Source organism: Micromonospora sp. CNZ296, assembly GCF_007827635.1.
The window spans coordinates 285771-305179 of sequence record NZ_VISW01000006.1; the positions used below are offsets into that span (position 1 = coordinate 285771).

General features: G+C 75.3%; 20 protein-coding genes. 3 read left to right on the plus strand and 17 right to left on the minus strand.

Annotated features, from left to right (window positions below; translation table 11 throughout):
• Positions 1 to 80: 80 nt before the first annotated feature.
• Positions 81 to 1043 (plus strand): sugar kinase, encoded by a 963-nt coding sequence (locus FB455_RS13125; protein WP_486481532.1) that lies wholly within the window; start codon positions 81 to 83, stop codon positions 1041 to 1043.
• Positions 1040 to 1654, plus strand: a complete 615-nt coding sequence (locus FB455_RS13130; protein WP_071094746.1) for a bifunctional 4-hydroxy-2-oxoglutarate aldolase/2-dehydro-3-deoxy-phosphogluconate aldolase — start codon at positions 1040 to 1042, stop codon at positions 1652 to 1654. The genes FB455_RS13125 and FB455_RS13130 overlap by 4 nt, the downstream gene beginning before the upstream one ends.
• Here the strand turns inward: FB455_RS13130 and FB455_RS13135 are convergent.
• The 17 genes from FB455_RS13135 to FB455_RS13220 all read right to left on the minus strand — a co-directional run bounded on the left by FB455_RS13135 (position 1647) and on the right by FB455_RS13220 (position 17979).
• A complete protein-coding gene (locus FB455_RS13135; RefSeq protein ID WP_013476532.1) occupies positions 1647 to 2411 on the minus strand; it encodes a hypothetical protein in 765 nt (254 codons plus the stop codon). The genes FB455_RS13130 and FB455_RS13135 overlap by 8 nt on opposite strands.
• 18 nt (positions 2412 to 2429) lie before the next feature.
• Positions 2430 to 2906 carry a hypothetical protein gene (locus FB455_RS13140; RefSeq protein ID WP_013286688.1) on the minus strand — a complete coding sequence of 159 codons (477 nt, stop codon included), beginning with the start codon at positions 2904 to 2906 and terminating at the stop codon, positions 2430 to 2432.
• Positions 2907 to 2961: 55 nt separating this feature from the next.
• Positions 2962 to 3882, minus strand: a complete 921-nt coding sequence (locus tag FB455_RS13145) for a carbohydrate-binding protein (RefSeq protein WP_145753522.1) — start codon at positions 3880 to 3882, stop codon at positions 2962 to 2964.
• Entirely contained in the window at positions 3879 to 4556 is a 678-nt protein-coding gene (locus FB455_RS13150) for a phage tail protein (RefSeq protein ID WP_145753524.1), read from the minus strand. The genes FB455_RS13145 and FB455_RS13150 overlap by 4 nt, the downstream gene beginning before the upstream one ends.
• Positions 4537 to 7161, minus strand: a complete 2625-nt coding sequence (locus tag FB455_RS13155) for a putative baseplate assembly protein (protein ID WP_145753526.1) — start codon at positions 7159 to 7161, stop codon at positions 4537 to 4539. The genes FB455_RS13150 and FB455_RS13155 overlap by 20 nt, the downstream gene beginning before the upstream one ends.
• A complete protein-coding gene (locus FB455_RS13160; protein WP_091327331.1) occupies positions 7158 to 7607 on the minus strand; it encodes a GPW/gp25 family protein in 450 nt (149 codons plus the stop codon). The genes FB455_RS13155 and FB455_RS13160 overlap by 4 nt, the downstream gene beginning before the upstream one ends.
• Positions 7604 to 7942, minus strand: a complete 339-nt coding sequence (locus tag FB455_RS13165; RefSeq protein ID WP_013286683.1) for a hypothetical protein — start codon at positions 7940 to 7942, stop codon at positions 7604 to 7606. The genes FB455_RS13160 and FB455_RS13165 overlap by 4 nt, the downstream gene beginning before the upstream one ends.
• Complete coding sequence (locus FB455_RS13170) at positions 7942 to 9513, minus strand: contractile injection system protein, VgrG/Pvc8 family (protein ID WP_145753528.1); 1572 nt, start codon at positions 9511 to 9513, stop codon at positions 7942 to 7944. Before FB455_RS13170 ends, FB455_RS13165 begins: the two co-directional genes overlap by 1 nt.
• Positions 9514 to 9562: 49 nt before the next feature.
• On the minus strand, positions 9563 to 10321 hold the full coding sequence (locus FB455_RS13175; RefSeq protein WP_013286681.1) for a CIS tube protein: 759 nt from the start codon (positions 10319 to 10321) through the stop codon (positions 9563 to 9565).
• 1581 nt (positions 10322 to 11902) lie between these two features.
• The gene (locus FB455_RS13185; protein WP_013286679.1) at positions 11903 to 12385 is read right to left on the minus strand and encodes a phage tail protein; all 483 of its coding nucleotides are present in this window, start codon (positions 12383 to 12385) and stop codon (positions 11903 to 11905) included.
• A 1-nt stretch (position 12386) separates the two neighbouring features.
• On the minus strand, positions 12387 to 13643 hold the full coding sequence (locus FB455_RS13190; RefSeq protein WP_013286678.1) for a phage tail sheath family protein: 1257 nt from the start codon (positions 13641 to 13643) through the stop codon (positions 12387 to 12389).
• Between the two features lie 17 nt (positions 13644 to 13660).
• Entirely contained in the window at positions 13661 to 14341 is a 681-nt protein-coding gene (locus FB455_RS13195; protein ID WP_030268644.1) for a carboxypeptidase-like regulatory domain-containing protein, read from the minus strand.
• On the minus strand, positions 14338 to 14946 hold the full coding sequence (locus tag FB455_RS13200) for a glycine zipper family protein (protein ID WP_030268646.1): 609 nt from the start codon (positions 14944 to 14946) through the stop codon (positions 14338 to 14340). The genes FB455_RS13195 and FB455_RS13200 overlap by 4 nt, the downstream gene beginning before the upstream one ends.
• 14 nt (positions 14947 to 14960) lie before the next feature.
• On the minus strand, positions 14961 to 15305 hold the full coding sequence (locus FB455_RS13205) for a hypothetical protein (RefSeq protein WP_013476543.1): 345 nt from the start codon (positions 15303 to 15305) through the stop codon (positions 14961 to 14963).
• Between the two features lie 138 nt (positions 15306 to 15443).
• Positions 15444 to 16307: an LppM family (lipo)protein gene (locus FB455_RS13210; RefSeq protein ID WP_232236596.1), complete on the minus strand. Its 864-nt coding sequence runs from the start codon at positions 16305 to 16307 to the stop codon at positions 15444 to 15446.
• A 179-nt stretch (positions 16308 to 16486) separates the two neighbouring features.
• Positions 16487 to 16960: a nitroreductase/quinone reductase family protein gene (locus FB455_RS13215; RefSeq protein ID WP_013286673.1), complete on the minus strand. Its 474-nt coding sequence runs from the start codon at positions 16958 to 16960 to the stop codon at positions 16487 to 16489.
• 29 nt (positions 16961 to 16989) lie between these two features.
• Positions 16990 to 17979 carry a LacI family DNA-binding transcriptional regulator gene (locus FB455_RS13220; RefSeq protein WP_013286672.1) on the minus strand — a complete coding sequence of 330 codons (990 nt, stop codon included), beginning with the start codon at positions 17977 to 17979 and terminating at the stop codon, positions 16990 to 16992.
• A gap of 117 nt (positions 17980 to 18096) precedes the next feature.
• Between FB455_RS13220 and FB455_RS13225 the strand changes: the two genes are divergently transcribed.
• Positions 18097 to 19356, plus strand: a complete 1260-nt coding sequence (locus tag FB455_RS13225; protein ID WP_145753530.1) for an MFS transporter — start codon at positions 18097 to 18099, stop codon at positions 19354 to 19356.
• The last annotated feature ends 53 nt before the right edge of the window (positions 19357 to 19409 follow it).

A 19409-nucleotide genomic window follows, 5' to 3' on the forward strand; every position in this document is an offset into this window, starting at 1 on the left:
GCCCCACGGTGAGCGCGGGGAGCGAGCCGCGTGCCTCCGGTACCGCGGTCGCGGCCGGGGGCGGGCCGGAGGTGGTCTGCGTGGGGGAGACGATGGTGGTGCTCGCCCCTGACGGCGGCGGGTCGCTGGAGGACGCCGCGCGGCTGACTGTCGGCGTGGGCGGCGCGGAGTCCAACGTGGCGGCCGGGCTGGCCCGGCTCGGGCACCGCGCGGCGTGGGTCAGCCGGGTCGGCGACGACCCGTTCGGGCGGCGGGTGGTGGCCGAGGTCGCCGCCGCGGGCGTGGACGTCTCCCCGGTCACCGTCGATCCGGACGCGCCGACCGGCCTCTACCTGAAGGATCCCGGCCCGGACGGTACCCGCGTCCACTACCACCGCGCCGGGTCGGCAGCGAGCCGCCTCGATGCGCACGACCTCGGGCGTCCCGCGCTGGCCGGGGCACGGCTGCTGCACCTGTCCGGGATCACCGCCGCGCTCTCCGGCACCTGCCGTGACCTGCTCGTATCAGCGCTGGACGGGCGGGCGCTGCCCGGTGCCCGGGTCAGCTTCGACGTGAACCACCGGCCGGCGCTCTGGCCCGCCGGCCGGGCCGGACCGGTCCTGCGTGACCTGGCCGACCGCGCCGACGTGGTGCTGGTCGGTCTGGACGAGGCGACCACCCTCTGGTCGGCGGGCGATCCGGCCGCTGTCCGTGCGCTGCTGCCCGGCCCGGAGCTGGTGGTGGTCAAGGACGGGCCGGTCGGCGCGACAGCGCTGCCGCGTACCGGACCGGCGGTGTTCGTGCCGGCGTTGCCGGTGGACGTGGTGGAGCCGGTCGGCGCGGGTGACGCGTTCGCCGCCGGGTTCCTCTCCGGGCTGCTGCGCGGCCTCGACCTGCGAGCCTGCCTGCGGCTGGGCCACCTGACCGCCGCGCCGGTGCTGACCGTGCCGGGCGACACCGCGCCGCCACCGGACGCGGAGACGATCGCGCAGGCGCTGGCGCTGCCGGACGCGGCGTGGACTGAGCAGGCGTCGATGCAGGTCAGGGGAGGGAGCGGGAGATGAGCGGGCACGACTTCGAGGCCCTGTTCGGCGGCGCGCGGGTGATGGTGATCCTGCGCGACCTGCCGCCCGGGGAGACGGTCCGGCTGGCGGAACTGGCCTGGGATCTCGGCATCGACGTGGTGGAGGTGCCCATCCGTACCCCGGAAGCGGTGCCGGCGCTGCACGCCGCCGTGACAGCCGGGCGTCGGCGGGGCCGGATCGTCGGCGCGGGCACTGTGCGTACCCCGGCGCAGGTCCACGACGCGGTGGCCGCCGGGGCGGCGTTCACAGTGGCGCCCGGCCTGGACCTGGCCGTCGCCGACGCGGCGGCCGGTCTCGGCGTGCCGCACCTGCCCGGCGTGGCCACCCCGACCGAGGCGCAGCGGGCGCTCGACCACGGCCTGGTGTGGCTCAAGGCGTTCCCGGCGGTCAGCCTCGGCCCGGCCTGGTTCCGGGCGGTGGCCGGGCCGCTGCCGGAGGCCCGGTTCGTGGCCACCGGCGGCGTCGACGCCGGCAACGCGGGTGACTTCCTCGCCGCCGGGGCGCGCGTGGTGGCGGTCGGGTCGGCGCTGACCGACCCGGAGCAGCTGCCCCGCCTGGCCACGCTCGCCGCCGGCGGCGCTATCACGTGACGGTACGGCCGGACGTGGTGGCGGTGGTCCGGATCGCCTTGACGATCGCCGGGATCGACCCGATCAGCAGCACCAGCGCCCAGATCAGCGCCACCACGGCGAACACCACGGCGCCCAGGTCGTCGAGGATGCTGACCAGGATCACCGGCACCAGGCCGTGCAGGAACTGCAACACCACAGTGCACAGCAGCGTGGTCAGCGCCAGCGCGACGAGGCCTTTGTTGCGCAGGAACCGGGGCTGGGCGGCGAGCAGCAGCGCGACCCAGACCAGTTTGAGCAGCAGCGCCAGCCCGAGCAGCACCGCCGCGTCGTCGACCGGGAAGAACCCCCACACCGCGAGGTACGCCAGCGTGCCGAACGGCGGGGCCAGGAACAGCGAGACCATCACCGTCAGTTCGACGAACGCGACGATCAGCAGGACCAGCGACACCAGCAGCAGCACGATCGAGAAGACGAGCGTGGCCACGCCCTGCACCCGGCCCTGCATCCGGTCCGGCAGCACCAGGCTCAGGCAGAACAGCCCGGTCGTCCAGAGCGCCACCACGTCGATCAGCGCCAGGTAGCCGATGCCGCGCCCGGACGGCTCGGACACCGCGCCGACGTCACCCAGCTCGACGCCGAGCCGGCCGGCGCTGTCCCGAAGCGCGCCACTGGCGTCCCCACCGCCGGTCAGCGCCGCCGCGCCCAGCTCCACGCCGACCACGAGCGCCACCGCGAGCAGGGCCAGCAGCAGGAACGGCTTGCGCAACTCACCCATGCCGCGTCTCCGTCCCGGTCAGGACCGGGCCAGCGTGACCGAACATCCGCCACCTCCCGGACAGCGCAGGAGCACCTCGGTCTCCCGGTCCACAGCCACCTTCGCCACCGCCGGGCCGTCCGCGTCCGGGGCGACCTCGTCGGTGACTGTGACGTCCGCGTCGCCGGGTGCTCGGGCGGTCACCTCGAACGGCGTCGTACCGCGCAGCACCAGCGTGCGCAGCGCGCCCGGGTCGGCCACCCGCAGCCGGCACGCGGTGCCGAAGGCGAGCGTCACCCCGTCGGCGGTGGTGGCCGGTTCGGCGGCCGGCGGCAGGCAGGTCACGGCCACCGTCGCCGGGTCCACAGTTCCGGACCCGCGCCCGAGCCGGGCCAGCGCGCCCGGCCCGGCCCCCGGGTCGCCCGGGTCGTCGCGGCGCCCGGCGACCGCCACCACGTACAGCGCCACCAGCAGCACGGCCACGGCCACCAGCAGCACCTTCTGCCGCCCGCTCACGTTGCCGTCCCGGTTCGCGACTGCGGGGCTCGCAACACCGGCTCACTCCTCGCGCTCACGGCCGGACGACGGGCGTGAAGCGGATCTCGTCCACGCCCGCGAAGTACCTGTCGGTGCCCTGCGTCTTGCTCACCGCCACGAGCGTCAGCTTGTGCGGACCGCGGGTCAGCTCCACGGTGCCCACGTCCACCTCGTCGGTGCGGACCACAGTCGGGCTGAACCCGAAGAACGTGTCGCCGACCTGCCGGCCGTCGACCAGCCAGATCGTGTTCGCGTAGTCGAACGAGGTGGTGCGCACGGTGGAGAACCGCCAGGTGCCGTCGGACGGCACGTCCACCTGCACTGTCACCCGGTCGCCCACGCCCCGGCCCAGGAAGAACAGTTGCGCGTCGCCGGACCACACCACGTCGCAGCAGTTCTCCTGCGCCACCACCTCCGCCTTCGCGCCGGTGGTGGACTGCACCGCCGCGCCGGAGACGAGCGTCTCCGCCTCCACCGTCACCGCGTCGGCGCGCGGCGGAGCCGGGGTGTCCGGGCCGCGGGTCACCAGCCAGGCCACCACCCCGGCCACGACCAGCACCAGCGCCGCGGCGGCGGCGATCCACGGCCACGGCGCGCGCTTCGCGGGTACGACGGCCCGCACGTCGTACGTGACCCGGCCGCTGGATCGGGAACTCTCCTCCGGCGCGGTGTTGGCCGAGTACGCGAACCCGGTCATGTCGTAGCGCCGGGGCGGCGTGCCGGGCGGCACGGCGAGCCGGACCAGGAACGACACCGAGCCCTGCCCCGGCACCACCCGCTGCGGCTCGGCCACCGTGAACCAGGCCCGCTGGCTGCCCTCGCCCGGCGCCACGTCGAAGACGACGGTGTCCGGCGCGGTACCCGGGTTGGACACGGTGAACGTCAGCTCGCCGGCGTTGCGGGCGTCCAGCGTGAACTGTTCGGCGGCGGCGACGACTGTCCATTCGGTGGTCATGACGGCTCCTCGGGCGGATCGTGGGGCAGGGGTGCTGGTACGTGCGCCCGGCCGACCGCGCGCACCGCAGCGACCCCTGCGGCGGGCTCGGCGGTGTCCGGCTCGGGCGGTCCGGAGTCGGGGGGCGGGCTCGGGGTGGCCGGGACCGGATCGGCCGGTTCCGCGTCGACCGGGGAGGCGAGCACCTCGACGGTGACCGCGGCCGGTTTCTCCGCCTCGACGATGCGGGTGACCAGCGCGAGCCGGTCGGCGGCGGCCGGCGGCACCCGCACCACGAGGTGGAACGGCCGTTCGGGCGGCTCGTCCAGCACGAACCCGGTCACGCCGGTGGCCAGTTCCAGCGCGGTCCGCATGCCGTACGGGGTGCCGCGCCACCGGGCCAGCAGCGCGCCGTGCGCCACCAGGTCCCGTAACCGGCCTGCCGGCAACGGCAGCGGCGCGTCGGCGCGGGGTGCGGCGACCACATGATCCATCGCCACCCAGCGGGTCAGGTACGCGACGAACCCGTCCGGCGTCCGGTACGGCCCGAACAGCGCGTCGACGTCGGCGAGCACCGCCTCGTCCGGGGCGTGCAGCGCCTCCATCACGTCCAGCAGCGCACCCAGCACGCTGCCCGGGCCGGCGGCCCGCTGGTACGCGGCCGGCAGCAGCCGCTCAATCGCCGCTCGGCGCATCCTGCCGCACCACCTCGATGTCGTGCTCGCCGGAGCAGAGCAGCCAGGTGCCGGGGACGGTGACCACGTCGGCGGTGGCCTGGTTGGCGCTCGCCGTCCAGTCCTCGCCGTCGCCGCTGCGGAACACGCCGCGCTCGCCGCCGGCCAGCACCAGCCGTCCGGCCCCGGACGTGCCGGTGGGCGCGGTGGCGGCGATGGCGTCGACCGGGACGAACCGGGTCCGGTCCCGCAGCGGCAGGCCGCAGTTGACCATCACCGGCGACCACTGCGGCTGCCCGGCGAGCGTGTCGAGCCGGACCACGCCGCCGCTCTGCGTCGCGGCGAGCGCGAGCGGGCCGCTGAACGTCAGGTCCCGGCAGGTGCCGCCGATCCAGCCTGATGCCATCGACTGCCACTTCACGTCCGACTCGAACAGCCGGGTCCGGTGGCAGCCCTGGCCGGGCTTCTTCGGGTCCGGCTCGCCCGCGCCGCACCACAGCAGCGTGGCCGGGCCGTCGTACTGCACGGCGAGCACCCGGTTGTCCACGTTGGCGAGGCCGACGTGGGTGAACGTGCCGGGGCGTCCGGCCGCTGTGGACAGGTAGACCCCGAATCCGGCCTGCGCGGCCACCGCCACCCCGGGTGCGCCGCGCTCGGAGACGAACGCGCGTACCGCGTAGAAGCCCCGGTCCGCGTCGGCCGGGTCGACCAGGATCTGCAACGGCACCGCGCCGGGTAGCAGCGGCACCTCGTACAGGCCGCTGTCGGTGGCCAGCAGCAGCGCGCCCGTGCCGTCCCGGTCGATCCAGGCCAGGTCGCGGACGCCGGAGTCGAGGTCGGTCAGCAGCGTCCACGTCTCACCCAGGTCGGTGCTCAGCCGGACCCGGGAGCCACCGGCGTCGCGGGTGGTCACCACCGCCACCGAACCGGCCCGGGGGACCACGCCGGGGCGTACCGGGGCGGGCGCGGGCACCACCCGGACCACCGTCTCGTCGTCGAACCGGCCGGCCGGTTCCCAGCCGGCGCCGGCGTTCGTGGAGCGGAACAGCACCGGGCCGCCGCCGGCGTACCAGGTGTCGGCCTGGTACTGGTCCACCGCCACGGTGCGAACCCGCGCGTCGGGTGCCTCGTCGACCACGAACCGCACCGACTCGACGTAGCGCACGCCCGGCTCGGCGTGCTCCAGCATCCGGTACACGTTGGAGGCGCGCAGCGGCTCGCCGAACGCCCAGCCGGCCGGGTTCAGCGGCGTGGGCAGCGGGCTGAGCGTCTGGTGCAGCCGGTCGTGGATGCGGCGGCGCACCGCGTCCACGTCCTCCTCGCGGCGCACCACCACCCGCGCCTGGATGGACACCGCCTTGTACCGGGCCCAGCCCGCCCGCACCGCCGTACCGAGGGCGCGGCGGCGTTCCAGGTCGGCCTCGACCCGGCGGCGGGCCTCCTCCACCTCGTGCTCGCGCAGCACCGCCACCGGCAGCCGTCCGCCGGGCCGGGCCGCCTCCGGCACGTACGGCACCAGCACCACCTCGACCTCGCCGGGCCGGGCGAAGCTGTAGACGGCGGCCCGTGTGAACGCCCGCGCCCGCGCCACCGCCCCGGAACCGGTGGCGAGGATCTCGAAGTCCCGGGCGGTCACCGCGCGCTGCTGGGCGAAGAACTCGTACGGCCCGCGCGCCAGCACCGACTCCAGCGACTCCAGGTCCCGGCCGCCGGTGGCCGGCTCAGGGTTGTCCACCTTCACCCCGGGCAGCGGGTCGCGCAGGCTGGTGAGCACGCCCGCCGCCACGTTCCCGGCGGGCCCGCCGCCGCAGCGGTACCAGAGCCGCACCTGCCGCCCGGCCGGCGGCACCGCCGCCACAGTGGTCGCCCCGGCCGCCCCCTCGACGGCCGGGGCGGCTCCGGTGTCCGGGCGCAGGTCCAGCGCCGGGGCGAACGTGACCACCCCGGAGGCCCGGTCCACCAGGTAGACCTTCGCCTGCGGCCCGACACCGGCGAAGCTGTCCACCGGCCGCCAGATCTCGTACGTGCGGCCCTCGTGCTCCCGGGCCGCGGCGCCCAACTCCACCGAGCCCGCCGGCACCTCCACGCCGAGCAGCAGATCGAGCGCCTCGGTGGTGCGGGTCAGCGGTGCGCGGGCGGCCCGGAACACCTGACCGGGCTGCCCGGTGCCGGTGCCCAGCAGCTCCGCCTCGACCGGTTCGCAGTGGTGCACGCGTACCGTCGTGGTGGTCTCCCCGGCGGGCAGCACCGCCGGCTCGGTGGTCACGAAGACGACCGGCCGGGGGTCGGCGCCGCGCGCCGCGGCGACCCGGGTGCCGGCCGGCACCCGCACCGGGCCGCGGTCCGGGCCGGTGCGGGTCAGGCGCACGTCGGCCCAGGCCGCCGCCGGTGGGTGCCGGGTGACGCCGAGCAGGTTCAGGAACGCGACGTACGCCTTCTCCGGCAACTGGTTCAGCCGGTAGATCATCACCTCGGTCAGGTAGGCGAACGCCTCCAGCAACGCCATCCCGGGGTCGTGCGCGGACAGGTCCGTCCAGTCCGGGCAGGACCGGGCGATGCGTTCCCGCGCCTCGGTGACCAGGTCGAGGAAGGCGCGGTCGTCCAGGTGCGGCACCGGCAGCGTCATGACGTGCCCTCCTCGTCGGGGGTGTCGCCGGGTTCCTCGTCGGCGGGGAGCAGGTCGACGGAGAACACCAGCTGGCCGGGGGAGAGGCTGGCCCGGACCCGGTAGTCCAGCCGGATCACCAGGCGCCACGGGTCGTCCGGGTCGGGACCGGCGTCCACGTCCAGCACCTCGACCCGGGGCTCCCAGCGCCGGATCGCCTGCCGCACGTAGTGGATCGCCAGCCCGGCGGTGGTGTCGTCGTTCGGCGCGAAGACCAGCCGGTGCAGCCGCGACCCGTACCCGGGACGCATCAGCCGCTCCCCGGGCGTGGTGGACAGCAGCAGGTACAGCGCCTGGCGTACCGTCTCGTCGCCGTCGGTCATGGCGAGCCCGCCGGCGGCGGTCAGCGCGAGACCACCGGCGCGGCCCGCGTCGAAGCCGGCGCCGACGAAGCGGAAGGCCCTCACGCGTCCGCCCCCAGGAAGCCCTGCCGCACGTCGCGGACCTGGTGGTGCACGGTGCCCGGCGGGGTGCCGTCGGTGAGGCCGTCGAGGTGTGACAGCACCACCGGCTGCCGGTCCACCCGCACCCACGTGCTGTAACCCACTGTCACGGTCAGCGTGTGCAGGCACGGTTTGATCGTCGGGCCGTAGTTCGGGCAGGCGGTGATGTCGCGCCCCTCCGGGTCGGGCCGCACCAGCACCGGCACGCCCCGGACCGTGACCCAGTCCTGCGACGGGCGGTTCTTCACCCGCCCGTCGTGTCCACAGGTGATCAGCGAGTCGCGGTGGATCCAGCGCATCAGCCACCTCCGGCGGAACGGGCGAGCGTACGGGCCTGCGCGGCGGCGGTCTCGGCGTCCTCGGCCGCCGGGGCGTGCAGGAAGTCGACTGTGCGGCCGCGCACCACGACGGCCCGGCCGGGCGCGGACAGCACCAGGTCACCGGCCGCGTGCACGGTGGTCAGCTCGGGACGCAGCTCGACGAAGCTGCCCGCGTCGGTGGCCAGCCGAAGCGTCCGCCCGTCGTCGTCGATCACGATGGACTGCCCGGTGCCGGTCCGCATCGACCAGCGGCGCGAGCGCCCGGAGACGATCCCCGCGTCGTACGGCTCGACCGCGCCGAACAGCGAACCGAGCACCACGCCCGAGGCGGGTTCGCCGCCGGGCAGCGCCACCAGCACGGTGTCGTCCGGGTCGGGCAGCGCGACGATCCCCTTGCCCCGGCCCGCGCCCGGGCACAGCACCGCGAGCCAGCCGGCGTCCAGATCGCCGTACGCCGGGAGCACCACGCGGGCCCGGCCCAGCCCGTCCGGGTCGTCGATGTCGGTGACGGTGCCGAGCGTGACTGTCGCCGCCGGGGGAGCGGCCGTCGGCGGTGGGCCGGGCGGCGCCGTGGAGAACCGGGTCAGGTGCCCGTCGGCGTCCACCGTGTGCACCACCTCGGTGAGCACGTACACCCCGGCCAGCGCGTCCGGGACGCCGGCGAGGGCGATCCGGCGGCCGGGCCGCAGCGCCGGGTCGCCCTCCGCGGTGCCCTCGGCGGTGACCATCGCCGCCACCCGGCTGTCCAGTCCGGCCTGGGCCAGCGCGGCCAGCTCGTCGTCGCTGCGGCCCGGCTGGTCCACAGCCGTGCGTACGCCGTCCGCGCCGACGTCGCCCGGGTCCGGGCGCAGCGGGATGCGCCGCCCGCTGCGCGCCTCGTCCGCCCGCTGGCTCAGCGGCTCGGCGCGCTGCGGATGCCAGCCGAGGACGGCGCACTCCGCGCCCGCCCGGTCCAGGTTCTCGGTGACCCGCAACGCGTGCACCGTCTCGCCGAGCGTCAACGGCAGCGGCTCCCCGTACCCGTCCAGCGTGAACAGCCGCAACCGGTCACCGTCGGCGCCCAGGTGCAGCCCGGCCCGGCCGGCCACCTCGCACAGCAGGTCCAGGTCGGTGTGCCGGTGCTGGAGCAGCCGGTCCAGGCGCGGCCCGTCCTCATCGGCCGTCACGCTCAACCCGAGCCCGGCGCACAGCTCACCGGCCAGCTCGGCGGCGGTCACCGACTCGAACACCCGCAGCTCCTGCCGCTTGCGCAGCCGGTGCAGCGGGTCGTACGCCCGGATCCGGGCCAGCGCGACGCCGTCACCGGCGTACTCCCGCTCGACTGCCGTCACCTCGCCGGTGAACAGCGCCTCCGACTGCCCGTCGAGGCGGACGTCGACTGTGGCGCCGGGGCGTACCGGCGGGTCGAGCGGGCCCGCTCCGGGGGCGGCGGTGAGCGTCAGCTCGCACTGCGCGGGCCGGTCCAGCCGGGCGGCGACGCGGATGCCGCGCAGCCGGGCCGGGTCGGCCAGCGGCCGGCCGTCCACGGTCACGAGGGCGGCCCGGCTCACGGCCTGCTCCCGATGGCCGCTTGCCGCGTCGGACTGGTCGCGTGGCGGGTCACGGGGTGCCTCCCGTGGTGACGGCATCCGGCGGGGCGGTGGCGGCGCCGACCGGGGGGACGGCGAGCGCGGTGCCCGCGGGCACGGTGAGCGGGTCGGTGATCCGGTTGTGCTCGGCGAGCAGCCGCCAGCGCAGCGGCGAGCCCAGCGCGTCGTGGGCGAGCAGGTCGAAGCGCACCCCGGACCAGCCCGGCTCGGCCGCGCCGTCGGCGGCGGCCACCACCGCCGACCCGGGCGCGACAGCGGGTGTGCTCGCCGCGGCCAGCTCCTCCTCGAACCCGGCGCGCGCCGCCTCCGCGCCCTCCGCGACCCGGACCAGCTTCAACCGCAGCCAGGACCGCCGGGGCGTACCGGTGAGGGTGAACGCGTCGAAGCGTTCCGCGATCGCCGTGATCACGCCCGGGACGTTCCAGGTCTTGCCCCAGACCAGGCGGACCAGCGGCGGGCGCAGCCAGCCGTGCTCGACCGCCGAGTTCTCGGCGAGCATCCACAGCGGCCGGGTCAGCGCACGGACGTCCTCGGGCCGGGCCGGCGACTCCACGAAGTCGACGTCGAAGAGCAGGTCCAGCACCAGCTCGGTACGTCCGCCGCCGGTGAAGACGAGCGGGTCGTCGGCCAGCCCGGCGCCGGTGAGCGGCCCGTCCGGTCCGCCGCGCGGGCGTACCCCGGCCAGCCGGGTCACCTGCACGGTCTCCGGGTTGAGCAGGCAGTCGACCCGGGTACCTGACTCGTCCACGAGGAAGGCGACGCGCTCCATCAGTCACCCGCCTGTTCCCGGTCCAGCCGGACCGTGTCACCCCACGGGGTCGGTGTCGGAAGCCATGCCGGTTCGGCCGGGAGCACCGGCCACGGATCCGCGTGTGCTCCGCCGTCGGCCGCCCGGGCCGCGTCGGCCGGGTTCGTCGTCCGGGCCGGGCCGGCGTCGTCCGGCAGGACCGGCCACGGGCTGCCGGACGGGGGCCGCGCGGGTCGCTGCCACTGTCGCGCCCGGAGCTCGCCGCCGGGAGCCGGGTCGTGCCCATCCGGGTACGGCGAGCCGGCGGCCCGTCCCGGGTGGTCGGCGACGGATCCGTCCCCGGTCCCGCCGCGACAGTTCGCCGACCCGGTTCGACCGCCCCTGGTGTGTGCGGCCGGTCCATGCGGCAACGACGGTGGCGCAGCCGCGAAGACGAGCGGGAGCACGTCGCCTCGATCGGGCGACAGGTCCGCCCCGGCGGCGTCATTCCGGTGCCGTGCCCGGCCCCGGCGGATCTGTGCGAGGTTCCGGAGCGCCTCCACCCGGCCCGCGCCGAGGCTGGGCCACCGCTCAAAGGTCGACGGCGAGGCCGAGTCGCCGGACGTGACGCGGCCCGGCGATCCGATGGCGTCACGGCTGCCGTCCGGGTCTGCGCTGGTGCGCGCGCCGGTCCTTGCCTCTGCCGTCCGTCCGGTGCCGGCGGTCCCTGTGGTCTCGGTGGCTGTGGCTGTGGCACCGGTGCCTGTGGCCGGTGTGCCGCGGATGCCTGATGTGCCGAGGGCGTCCCGCGACCCGGAGCCGTCGGCGATGCACGCCGATCTCGCCGGACCCGGCGATCCGGCCGGACCGCTTGACGTCACGCACCCGCACGGCGAAGGGCTCTCACGTGACCCGGCGTCGTCCGGCCGCACCGCGTCACCCGAGCGGCATCGGGCGTCCACCATCGCCGGAGCGGTCTCCGACCCCGCCGCGCCCTCCCCACCACCTGCCCGCGTGACCGCCGCTCCCGGCCGCGGCAGCGCCGCACCGCGTGGCTCAGGCTTCTCAACTCCCGAGATCCCCGTCCCACCTTCCAGGAGCTGCGGAAGATCTTGGTAGGAAGCGGCCCCTATGGGGGCACTTTCGTACCAAGATCTCGACGGCGAACCGGGATCGGCCTCGTGGCGGGAGCGCGTCCGGGAACGGGATGTGCCGAAGCGGTCGGCCAACAACGCCGTCCAGCCTCGCCACAACCGCACCACTGCGTGCCGGGCCGTCCGGCTCCGCCGCACCGGCGTCTGGTCCGGGGCGGCGTTCGCGGACGGGTCGGTGAGAGGTCCGTGCTCGACGGAGGGCCGGGGGAGGTCGCGCAGGAGGCCCGGAGCGTGCGCCTCCACCAGCCGTCGCCAGTGCTCGGGCGGCTGTCCGGGCGGGCGCAGCACGTCGGCCGGCGAGCCCGGAGAGCCCGGCGAGCCCGGGGAGCCCGGGGAGCCCAGGGAGCCCAGGGAACCCGGAGAGCCCAGGGAGCCCAGAGAGTCCGGGAAATCCGGTGAGGACGGTGCGTCCGGTGAGCCCGGTCCGGACAGGCGGTCGGCGGTGGCCCGCAGCGCGCGGGCCAGCCGGTCACGCGGTCGCCGGGGCGGCGGCACCGCCGGCCTCCAGCTCCAGGCCCTCGTACGCCAGGGTCAGCGCCTCGATGGCGATCTCCTGCGACAGCGTGTTCAGGTGCGCGCCCCGCCACCGGGTCGGCCACGCGTTGATCATGTTCCAGCGCAGCACCTCGGCGGTGCCGGCCGGGTCCAGCAGCACCACCGACACGTTGCGCCGGTTGACTGTGCCCTTCGCCGCCGCGTTCACCCAGTCCCACAGCTCGCGCGAGCTGGTCAGGCCGAAGTGGAGGGTCACCGGGGCGTACTCGACCTGGCCCGGCACGGCCCGGATGCGCTCGTTGCCCGCCTCCCGGTACGACAGCGCCGGAATCGCCACCTCGAAGCCGCTGACCTCGGTGAAGTGCCCGTTGGTGATGCCGTTGATCAGCAGCTTGAAGTGGTACGCCCGGTACGGGTCGACGGGTGCTCCCGGCTGCGGCGTCGCAGTGGTGGGCATGTCAGCCTCCGATCGTCTCGGTCTCGGTGCCGCCGGCCCACTGGCTCAGCTTGAACACCACGAACTCCGCGGGCTTGACCACAGCGATGCCGATGTGGGCCACCACCATTCCGGCGTCGCGGACGTCGGCGGGGTTGGTCTCCTCGTCGCACTTGACGAAGAACGCCTCCTCGGGCGTACGGCCGAGCAGCGCGCCGTCGCGCCACACCCGGGTGAGGAACGCCCCGATGTCGCGGCGGATCGAGCGCCACAGCGTGAAGTCGTTCGGCTCGAACACCATCCACCGGGTGCCGTTGGCGATGGCCTGTTCGATGGAGATGGACAGCCGCCGCACGTTCAGGTAGCGCCACTCGCTGGCTTCGGCGGCGAGCGTACGGGCGCCCCACAGCCGGATGCCCTCCCCGGCGAAGAAGCGGATCACGTTGACGCCCTTGGGGTTGAGCACGTCGTGCTCGGGCCGGGTCACCCGGTACGCGAGGTCGACCGCGCCGCGTACCGGCTCGTTGGCGGGCGCCTTGTGCACGCCGCGCAGCGCGTCGGTGCGGGCCCAGATGCCGGCGACGTGCCCGCTCGGCGGGGTGAGCACGAGGTCGCCGCTGAGCGGGTCGCGGACCCGGATCCACGGGAAGTAGAAGGTGGCGAAGTCCGACTGCCGGGGCCGGTCGCCGCCGGTGCCGGGCGGTTCGCCGTCGCCGTCGCCCGGCGTACCCTCGGCGGGTTTGTCGGACGACGCGGCCGAGCCGGCCGACGCGGGCTTGGGCGGCTTGCCCGGCGTGCCGACGCGGGTGAGCCGGGAGACGTCGGTGACCTCCGGCGGCGGGTCGCAGATCGCGACCATGGTGCGCAGCCGCTCGGCCATGCTGATCAGGGCCTCGTGCGACACCGGGTCGTGGTAGCCGGGCGCGGCCAGGATGGAGATCTCGTCGATGGCCTCCAGCAGTTCCAGGCCGCCGCGCCGCCCGCCGGTGCCGGTGAGCCGGCCGCCCTCGCCGACGTTGACGACCCAGCAGCGGGTGCCGCCGTTGTCCAGGAAGCCGAACACGGCGCGGGCCAGCGGGGTGCTCTCCAGTTGCTCGCCGTCGGCGTAGAGCCGCAGGAACTCGGTCCAGCTGTTCACCGCCAGCGCCTCGCCGACGTGGGCGCCGCGGTCGGGCGCGACCCCGACGAACGCGGCGGTGCTCATGCCGACCGGCCCGATCGGGCGGGCCCCGCTGGGCACCTCCTCGACGTAGATGCCGGGGGAGAAGTAGGTGGGCATCGGTCCTCCTCGGGACGTCAGTCGGGGGCGCGGACGACGATCAGGCCGTCGCCTTCGGGGTCGAGCTCGGCGGTGTGGACGCGCCCCGCGCCGGTGAGCCGGATCCGCACCGGGGCGTCCGGCGCGTCGGGGTCGTGCGGCACGCCGGCCAGCCGGAACCGGCCGGCGGCGTCGGTCTCGGTGGCCTGGGCGGCGCCCACCAGCTCCACCCGGACGGCTGCGAGCGGCTGGTCCTGCGGACCGACCACCCGCCCGTGCAGCGTGCGCATGCCGAGCTGCCGCAGCCGCAGCGGCTGCCGTACCGGCGGCGCGACCGGGACCGGCCGTTCCACCCGGGCCGGCGCGTCCAGCAGCAGCGCGGGCCGGGGCGCCACGCCCAGCGCCCGCCACAGCGCCGGGTCGCCGGCGGCCAGGACCAGCTCCGGCCGGCCCGCCGTGGTGGCGGCGGCGAGCACCCGGTCCAGCGCGGGCAGCGCCGCCGGCCCGCCGCCGGAGACCAGCAGGCGGACCATGAACCGGTACGGCTCGCGCGTCGCGCCGCCGGTCGCGGTCTGCCGGGCCGGCCGCAGCTCCAGCGGCCAGACCGTGAGACCGCCGTCGGGGTCGTCGCGCGGCGGACCGACCGGTACGGGTTCACCCGCGGCCCCGGCCAGCCAGCTCGCGACGTCCGCGACGGCCGCCTCGATCGCGCCGGTCATCGCGGTGGCGTCCCCTGGATGCGGTACGCGATGGCCTCGTTCCACACGTGCGGGTAGACGCCGATCTCGAAGTAGCGGGTGAACCGGTTGATCGGCGCGTTGGTGTGGTCGTGCCAGAGCAGCCACACCGGTGCGATGGTGAACAGCGCGTAGTTGAGCGCCACCAGCGGCAGGTAGAACGGGCCGAGCAGCCGGGCCTGGAACACGTGCACGTCCTCGTGCCGCTGGATGCCCGGGCTGGACCCGGCGCAGACGGTGCCGATCGTGGTGGCGTACCGGGGGGAGACGCCCTCGACGACGTTGACCCGGCCGCTGCCGGCCGAGACGACCCGGTCGAGCTGGTGACCGAAGACCAGGTGCAGCGCCAGGTAGAGCGCCCCGGCGAACGTGTTGAGCAGGCTCCACGTGTGGTCGATCACGAAGAGGAAGATCCCCTTCGGGTCGGCGCCGTACGTGCCGGCCGAGGCGGACGCCCAGCCGAACGGCGCGCCGACGAGCAGGCCGACGACCGCGCCGACGAGAAGGCCGACGGTGCCGGCGGCGAGCTGCCCGAGCAGGGCGCCGAAGACGACCTGGACGGCCGCGCTGAGGATGCCGAAGATCATGGGGGTCACCTCTCTCAGACCCAGGAGCGGACGAAGCGGGGCTCCTGCCCCTGGGCGAGCTGGGTGGGCGACGCCTGCGTCGCCTGCCGGTTGCCAGGGGGGAGCTGGTTGACGCCGAGCGCGGCCGAGAAGATCACCAGGCCGTTGAAGAACGCGATGATCCACTTCTCCGGGCCGGCGTCGTCGGCGAACGCGGCGGTCAGGTAGGACAGCAGGAGCGCGATGCCCAGCGCGATCCACTTGCGCGCCTTGTCGCCGCTCGGTCCGATCAGCCCGCCGATGACGTTCGTGGCGAGCAGGGTGGCGGCGCTGGCGCCGGTGAGGCTGCCCAGGGCGGCCCAGGTGAAGAGATCGTTCACGGCGATCCCCCTTTTCCGATGGTGCGGTGGTGCGGTCGGGGTGGAGTGGTGCGGCGGTTTCCGGGTTCGGTGAACCCGGGTTCCGCCCGGTGTGCTGGTGGGCCGCCGGCGCGGGCGCCGTCGGTGGTCGGTGGGTTCTCAGGCCGGCGGACCGGCGGGTGGCGCCGGTGCGGCGGGGTTGCCGGGCGCGTTCGGTCCCGTGGTGGCCGCGGGTGCCGGTCCGGCGGGCGCTCCCGGGCCGGTGGGGGCGCCCGGACCGGTGGTGGCCGTCGTGGCCGGGCCGCTGCGGGAGCCCCGGCGCCGCAGCAGGAGCACGACCACCACGGCGACGACCAGCAGCAGGACGACCGCGCCGGCGACGACCGGCAGCCAGGGGAAGGAGCCGTCACCGGTCACCACTGCTGCCGGGCTGGTGGCGGGCGGCGGGGGCGCCTGGGCGATGGCGCGCAACTCGGCCGGCTTGGGCTGGTTGGCGACCACCTTCCAGCTGACCGAGCGTCCGGTGATCGTGCCGTTGGTGTCGAGCACCCGGCCGGGGAACGTCACCGAGATCTCGAACTCCATCAAGGTCATGAACGCCTGTTGCTGGCGCGGATCCTGCTGCCCGAACTTGCCGCCGTATTTCTTGGGGTCCAGCGGAAGCGAGAAGCGAATGAGATCATCGTCCCGGACAAGATTCACGCTTTCGCTCGTGAATTGCGCCAGCGGCGTTTTCCGGTACGTGATCTGAATGCCGTACGAGGTGGTGTCCTCGTACCGGGTCTCCGCTCCGGGTGGAAGTGAGGGAATGTTCGGCCGCAGTTCGGCGAACGCCACCGCCGGGTCCGGGTTCCGCTGCTTGAGCACGGACTTCGGCGCGGTGAGCAGGAGCTGACCGGAGACGGTGTCGTCGTCGTTCACGGTCAGCCCGAGGTTGAGCTGCATGCAGCCGCTCAATATCGCCACGAGGGCGAGACACACCGCGAGGCCGAATGCCCGGCTGCGGCGGAGTCTCGTATTCATGCGCTCAGTGTGAGCCGGTTCCGGTCGCCGGGCAGTCCGTGATCGGTCGCCGTTCTGTCGCCGATCTTACCGGCTCCCTCTCCCGTTCGGACGACCTCGAAAACGCGAGCGATCGATATTCTGAAGGATTGTCGCGACGCCGTTCCGCCGTGTTCCCCGGTGACGACCCCGGCGGCGGGTCACCGCGCCGAGGGCTCCGCCGCCACGACCCGGAACACCGGGATGCCCGCGGCGGCCCCTGCGAACTCGGCGAGCGGGGCGTGCCGGTCCACCGGCACGTGCGCCCGTGCGCCCGGGGCGAGCGCCAGGTGACGGCGCAGGATCGGTGGCCGCTGCGCCACCGGCACCTCGACCAGCCGCACCGGCTCGCGGCGGCGGCGACGCAGCACCACCCGCCCACCCGCGGCGCGCACGTTCGCCACCCAGTTGGCCCGCTCGCCCAGCATCGACACGACGTAACGCTCGCCGTCGTGGTCGGCGACGACGATCGGCACCGAGACGGTCCGGCCGGTGCGACGGCCCGGCACCTCCATGGTCACCCAGTGCCGCGGGGCGAGGCCGGCGCCGTACTGCCAGGCCGACAGCGCGTTCATCATCCGGGCCAGCCGGTTCGGCCGGCCGCCCCGGTACATCCACGTCATGACTCCGCCCATCGGACCCCTCCTTCCTCCGTGACCGGCGCTCAGGCGCTCTCCCGGGTGACCAGCGTCGACGGGAACGCGGTGCTCGGGGCGACCGGCGCGCGCGTCAGCACGGCCGTGGCCGCAGCGGCAGCGATCCGGTCGACCGGGTGGGTCGCGGTGGTCAGCGGCGGGCTGCTGATCGCCGCGTACGGCAGGTCGTCGAACCCGGCCACCGCCACGTCGTGCGGCACCCGCACACCGCGCCCGCGCAGCGCGGCGATCACGCCGAACGCGGTGGCGTCGCTGGCCGCGTAGACCGCGTCGGCGTCCGGCCACCGGCGCAGCGCCTCCAGCGCCGCCCGGCCGCCCCGTGCCGTGGTGAAGTCGCCGGTGACCAGCCGCTCCGGCGACCCCGACTCCCGCATCAGCTCCCGGTACGTGGTGACCGAACGCTCGGCGCAGCTCAGCCAGCGCGGCCCGGTGACCATGACGATGCGGCGCCGGCCGGTGGCGTACAGATGACGCAGCACCTCGCCCGCGCCACCGGCGTTGTCGACGTCGAACGACGGTACCGTCGCCGAGCCCTGGCCGATCGAGGCGACGCGGCCGCGCAGCCTCGGCGGCACCGCGTCCAGCGCCGCCTGGGTCGTGTTGACCAGGATCACCCCGCAGACGCCCCGGTCCGTGCCGAGCCGGGTCAGCCCCGACGGGTCGGCCAGCGGCAGCCACTCCAGGGCCACGCCGACGCCGTGCGGAGCGCACACCCGCGACGCCGCGCTCACCACCCGGTGCACGTACGGGTCGTCCAGCACCGTGTCGTCGCGGCCCACCACCGCCACCACCAGGCGTACGCCTGCTCCGCGCACCAGCGCCCGGGCCGCGAGGTCCGGCACGTAGTCGAGGCGCTCGGCGGCGGCCCGCACCCGGGCGCGGGCGTCCGTCGAGGTGAACCCGTAGCCGCCGAGCACCCGGGAGGCGGTGGCCCGGGACACCCCGGCGTCGCGGGCCACGTCGTCGAGCGTGGCGGGGCGTGTGGTCGGCGTTCCCATGTCCGCATCATGCCTGCTCGGGCGTGGATGAGCTAAGCCATAACGGCGCTTGTGGTGGTAGCGCTCTCAGGTGTGCGATTGTCGTCGGGACCAGCCGGGGGAAGGGACTACCGCACCGTGAGCAGCACCATCGACGCGCCGGCCGGGAAGCGGCCACCGGCGCCCCGGGCGGTGCTGACCGCCCGCAACGGCGTCGCCGTCGTCTTCGCCCTCAACGGGCTCGCGGTGGCGAGCTGGTTCTCCCGGGTTCCGGCGGCCCGCGAGGCGCTCGACCTCAGCCCGAGCCGGCTCGGGCTGCTGCTGCTCTGCGTGTCGGCGGGTTCGCTGCTGGCCATGCCGACCGCCGGCCTGGTCGCCCAGCGGCTCGGGCCCGCGCGCACGGTGGCCGTGTCGGTGGTGCTCGTCACGCTCGGCCTGACCGGGGCCGGTCTCGCCGCCAGCCTGGCCGGATCCGTCGTCGGGGTCGGGTTCGGGCTCGCCGCGTTCGGCTTCGGCTCCGGCCTGTGCGACGTGGCGATGAACGTCGAGGGCGCCGCGGTGGAGAAGCGCCTCGGCCGCACGATCCTTCCCCGCTTCCACGCCGCCTGGAGCCTCGGCTCGGTGGCCGGGGCCGGGCTGGGCGCCGGCGCCGCCCGGCTGGACGTACCCGTCGGGGTGCACCTGCCGGTCCTGTCCGTGCTGGTCCTGGTCGGCACGCTGCTCGGCGCCCGGGCGTTCCTCGCCGCACCTGCCGAGGCGGCCGGAGACGGGGAGCCGGCGGCCCGGCGGCGGGCGCTGCTGGCCGCCTGGCGCGAGCCCCGCACGCTGCTGGTCGGGCTGTTGGTGCTGGTCATGGCGTTCACCGAGGGCAGCGCCAACGACTGGCTCGCGGTGGCGTTCGTGGACGGGTACGGGGTCGACGAGGCCGTCGGCGCCGCCGTGTTCGGCGTGTTCGTGGTGGGCATGACGCTCGGCCGTACCGTCGGCACCGTCGCCATCGACAGGTGGGGGCGGGTGCCGGTGCTGTACGCGACCATCGCGACGGCGTCCGCCGGCGCGGCGCTGGCCGTGCTGGCCGGGTCCGGCCCGCTCGCCGTGGTCGGCGTCGCGCTGTGGGGACTCGGCGCCTCGCTCGGCTTCCCGGTCGGGATGAGCGCCGCCGCCGACGACGAGGACAAGGCCCCGGCCCGGGTGAGCGTGGTGGCGGTGATCGGTTACACCGCCTTCCTGGCCGGGCCGCCGCTGCTCGGCTTCCTCGGCGACCACTTCGGGGTGCTGTCCGCGCTCGGCGTGGTGCCGCTGCTCCTGCTGCCGACGCTCGCGCTGGTGCCGGTGCTGCGGGAGCGCCCGACCGCGCCGGACGCGCAGGCCGGTGCCCCGGCGGCGAAGGTCGGCTGAGCCGGTCCAGCCGACTCCCACCGCGCTCCCAGCCGCCTGCCAGGCGGGCGTGC

What these genes read in the sequence shown, in the direction of transcription:
- FB455_RS13130 (WP_071094746.1), top strand. Translation starts at nt 1,040, where the DNA reads ATGAGCGGGCACGACTTCGAGGCCCTGTTCGGCGGCGCGCGGGTGATG.
- FB455_RS13135 (WP_013476532.1), bottom strand. Translation starts at nt 2,411, where the DNA reads ATGGGTGAGTTGCGCAAGCCGTTCCTGCTGCTGGCCCTGCTCGCGGTG.
- FB455_RS13145 (WP_145753522.1), bottom strand. Translation starts at nt 3,882, where the DNA reads ATGACCACCGAATGGACAGTCGTCGCCGCCGCCGAACAGTTCACGCTG.
- FB455_RS13150 (WP_145753524.1), bottom strand. Translation starts at nt 4,556, where the DNA reads ATGCGCCGAGCGGCGATTGAGCGGCTGCTGCCGGCCGCGTACCAGCGG.
- FB455_RS13155 (WP_145753526.1), bottom strand. Translation starts at nt 7,161, where the DNA reads ATGACGCTGCCGGTGCCGCACCTGGACGACCGCGCCTTCCTCGACCTG.
- FB455_RS13165 (WP_013286683.1), bottom strand. Translation starts at nt 7,942, where the DNA reads ATGCGCTGGATCCACCGCGACTCGCTGATCACCTGTGGACACGACGGG.
- FB455_RS13175 (WP_013286681.1), bottom strand. Translation starts at nt 10,321, where the DNA reads ATGGAGCGCGTCGCCTTCCTCGTGGACGAGTCAGGTACCCGGGTCGAC.
- FB455_RS13185 (WP_013286679.1), bottom strand. Translation starts at nt 12,385, where the DNA reads ATGCCCACCACTGCGACGCCGCAGCCGGGAGCACCCGTCGACCCGTAC.
- FB455_RS13190 (WP_013286678.1), bottom strand. Translation starts at nt 13,643, where the DNA reads ATGCCCACCTACTTCTCCCCCGGCATCTACGTCGAGGAGGTGCCCAGC.
- FB455_RS13195 (WP_030268644.1), bottom strand. Translation starts at nt 14,341, where the DNA reads ATGACCGGCGCGATCGAGGCGGCCGTCGCGGACGTCGCGAGCTGGCTG.
- FB455_RS13200 (WP_030268646.1), bottom strand. Translation starts at nt 14,946, where the DNA reads ATGATCTTCGGCATCCTCAGCGCGGCCGTCCAGGTCGTCTTCGGCGCC.
- FB455_RS13210 (WP_232236596.1), bottom strand. Translation starts at nt 16,307, where the DNA reads ATGAATACGAGACTCCGCCGCAGCCGGGCATTCGGCCTCGCGGTGTGT.
- FB455_RS13215 (WP_013286673.1), bottom strand. Translation starts at nt 16,960, where the DNA reads ATGGGCGGAGTCATGACGTGGATGTACCGGGGCGGCCGGCCGAACCGG.
- FB455_RS13220 (WP_013286672.1), bottom strand. Translation starts at nt 17,979, where the DNA reads ATGGGAACGCCGACCACACGCCCCGCCACGCTCGACGACGTGGCCCGC.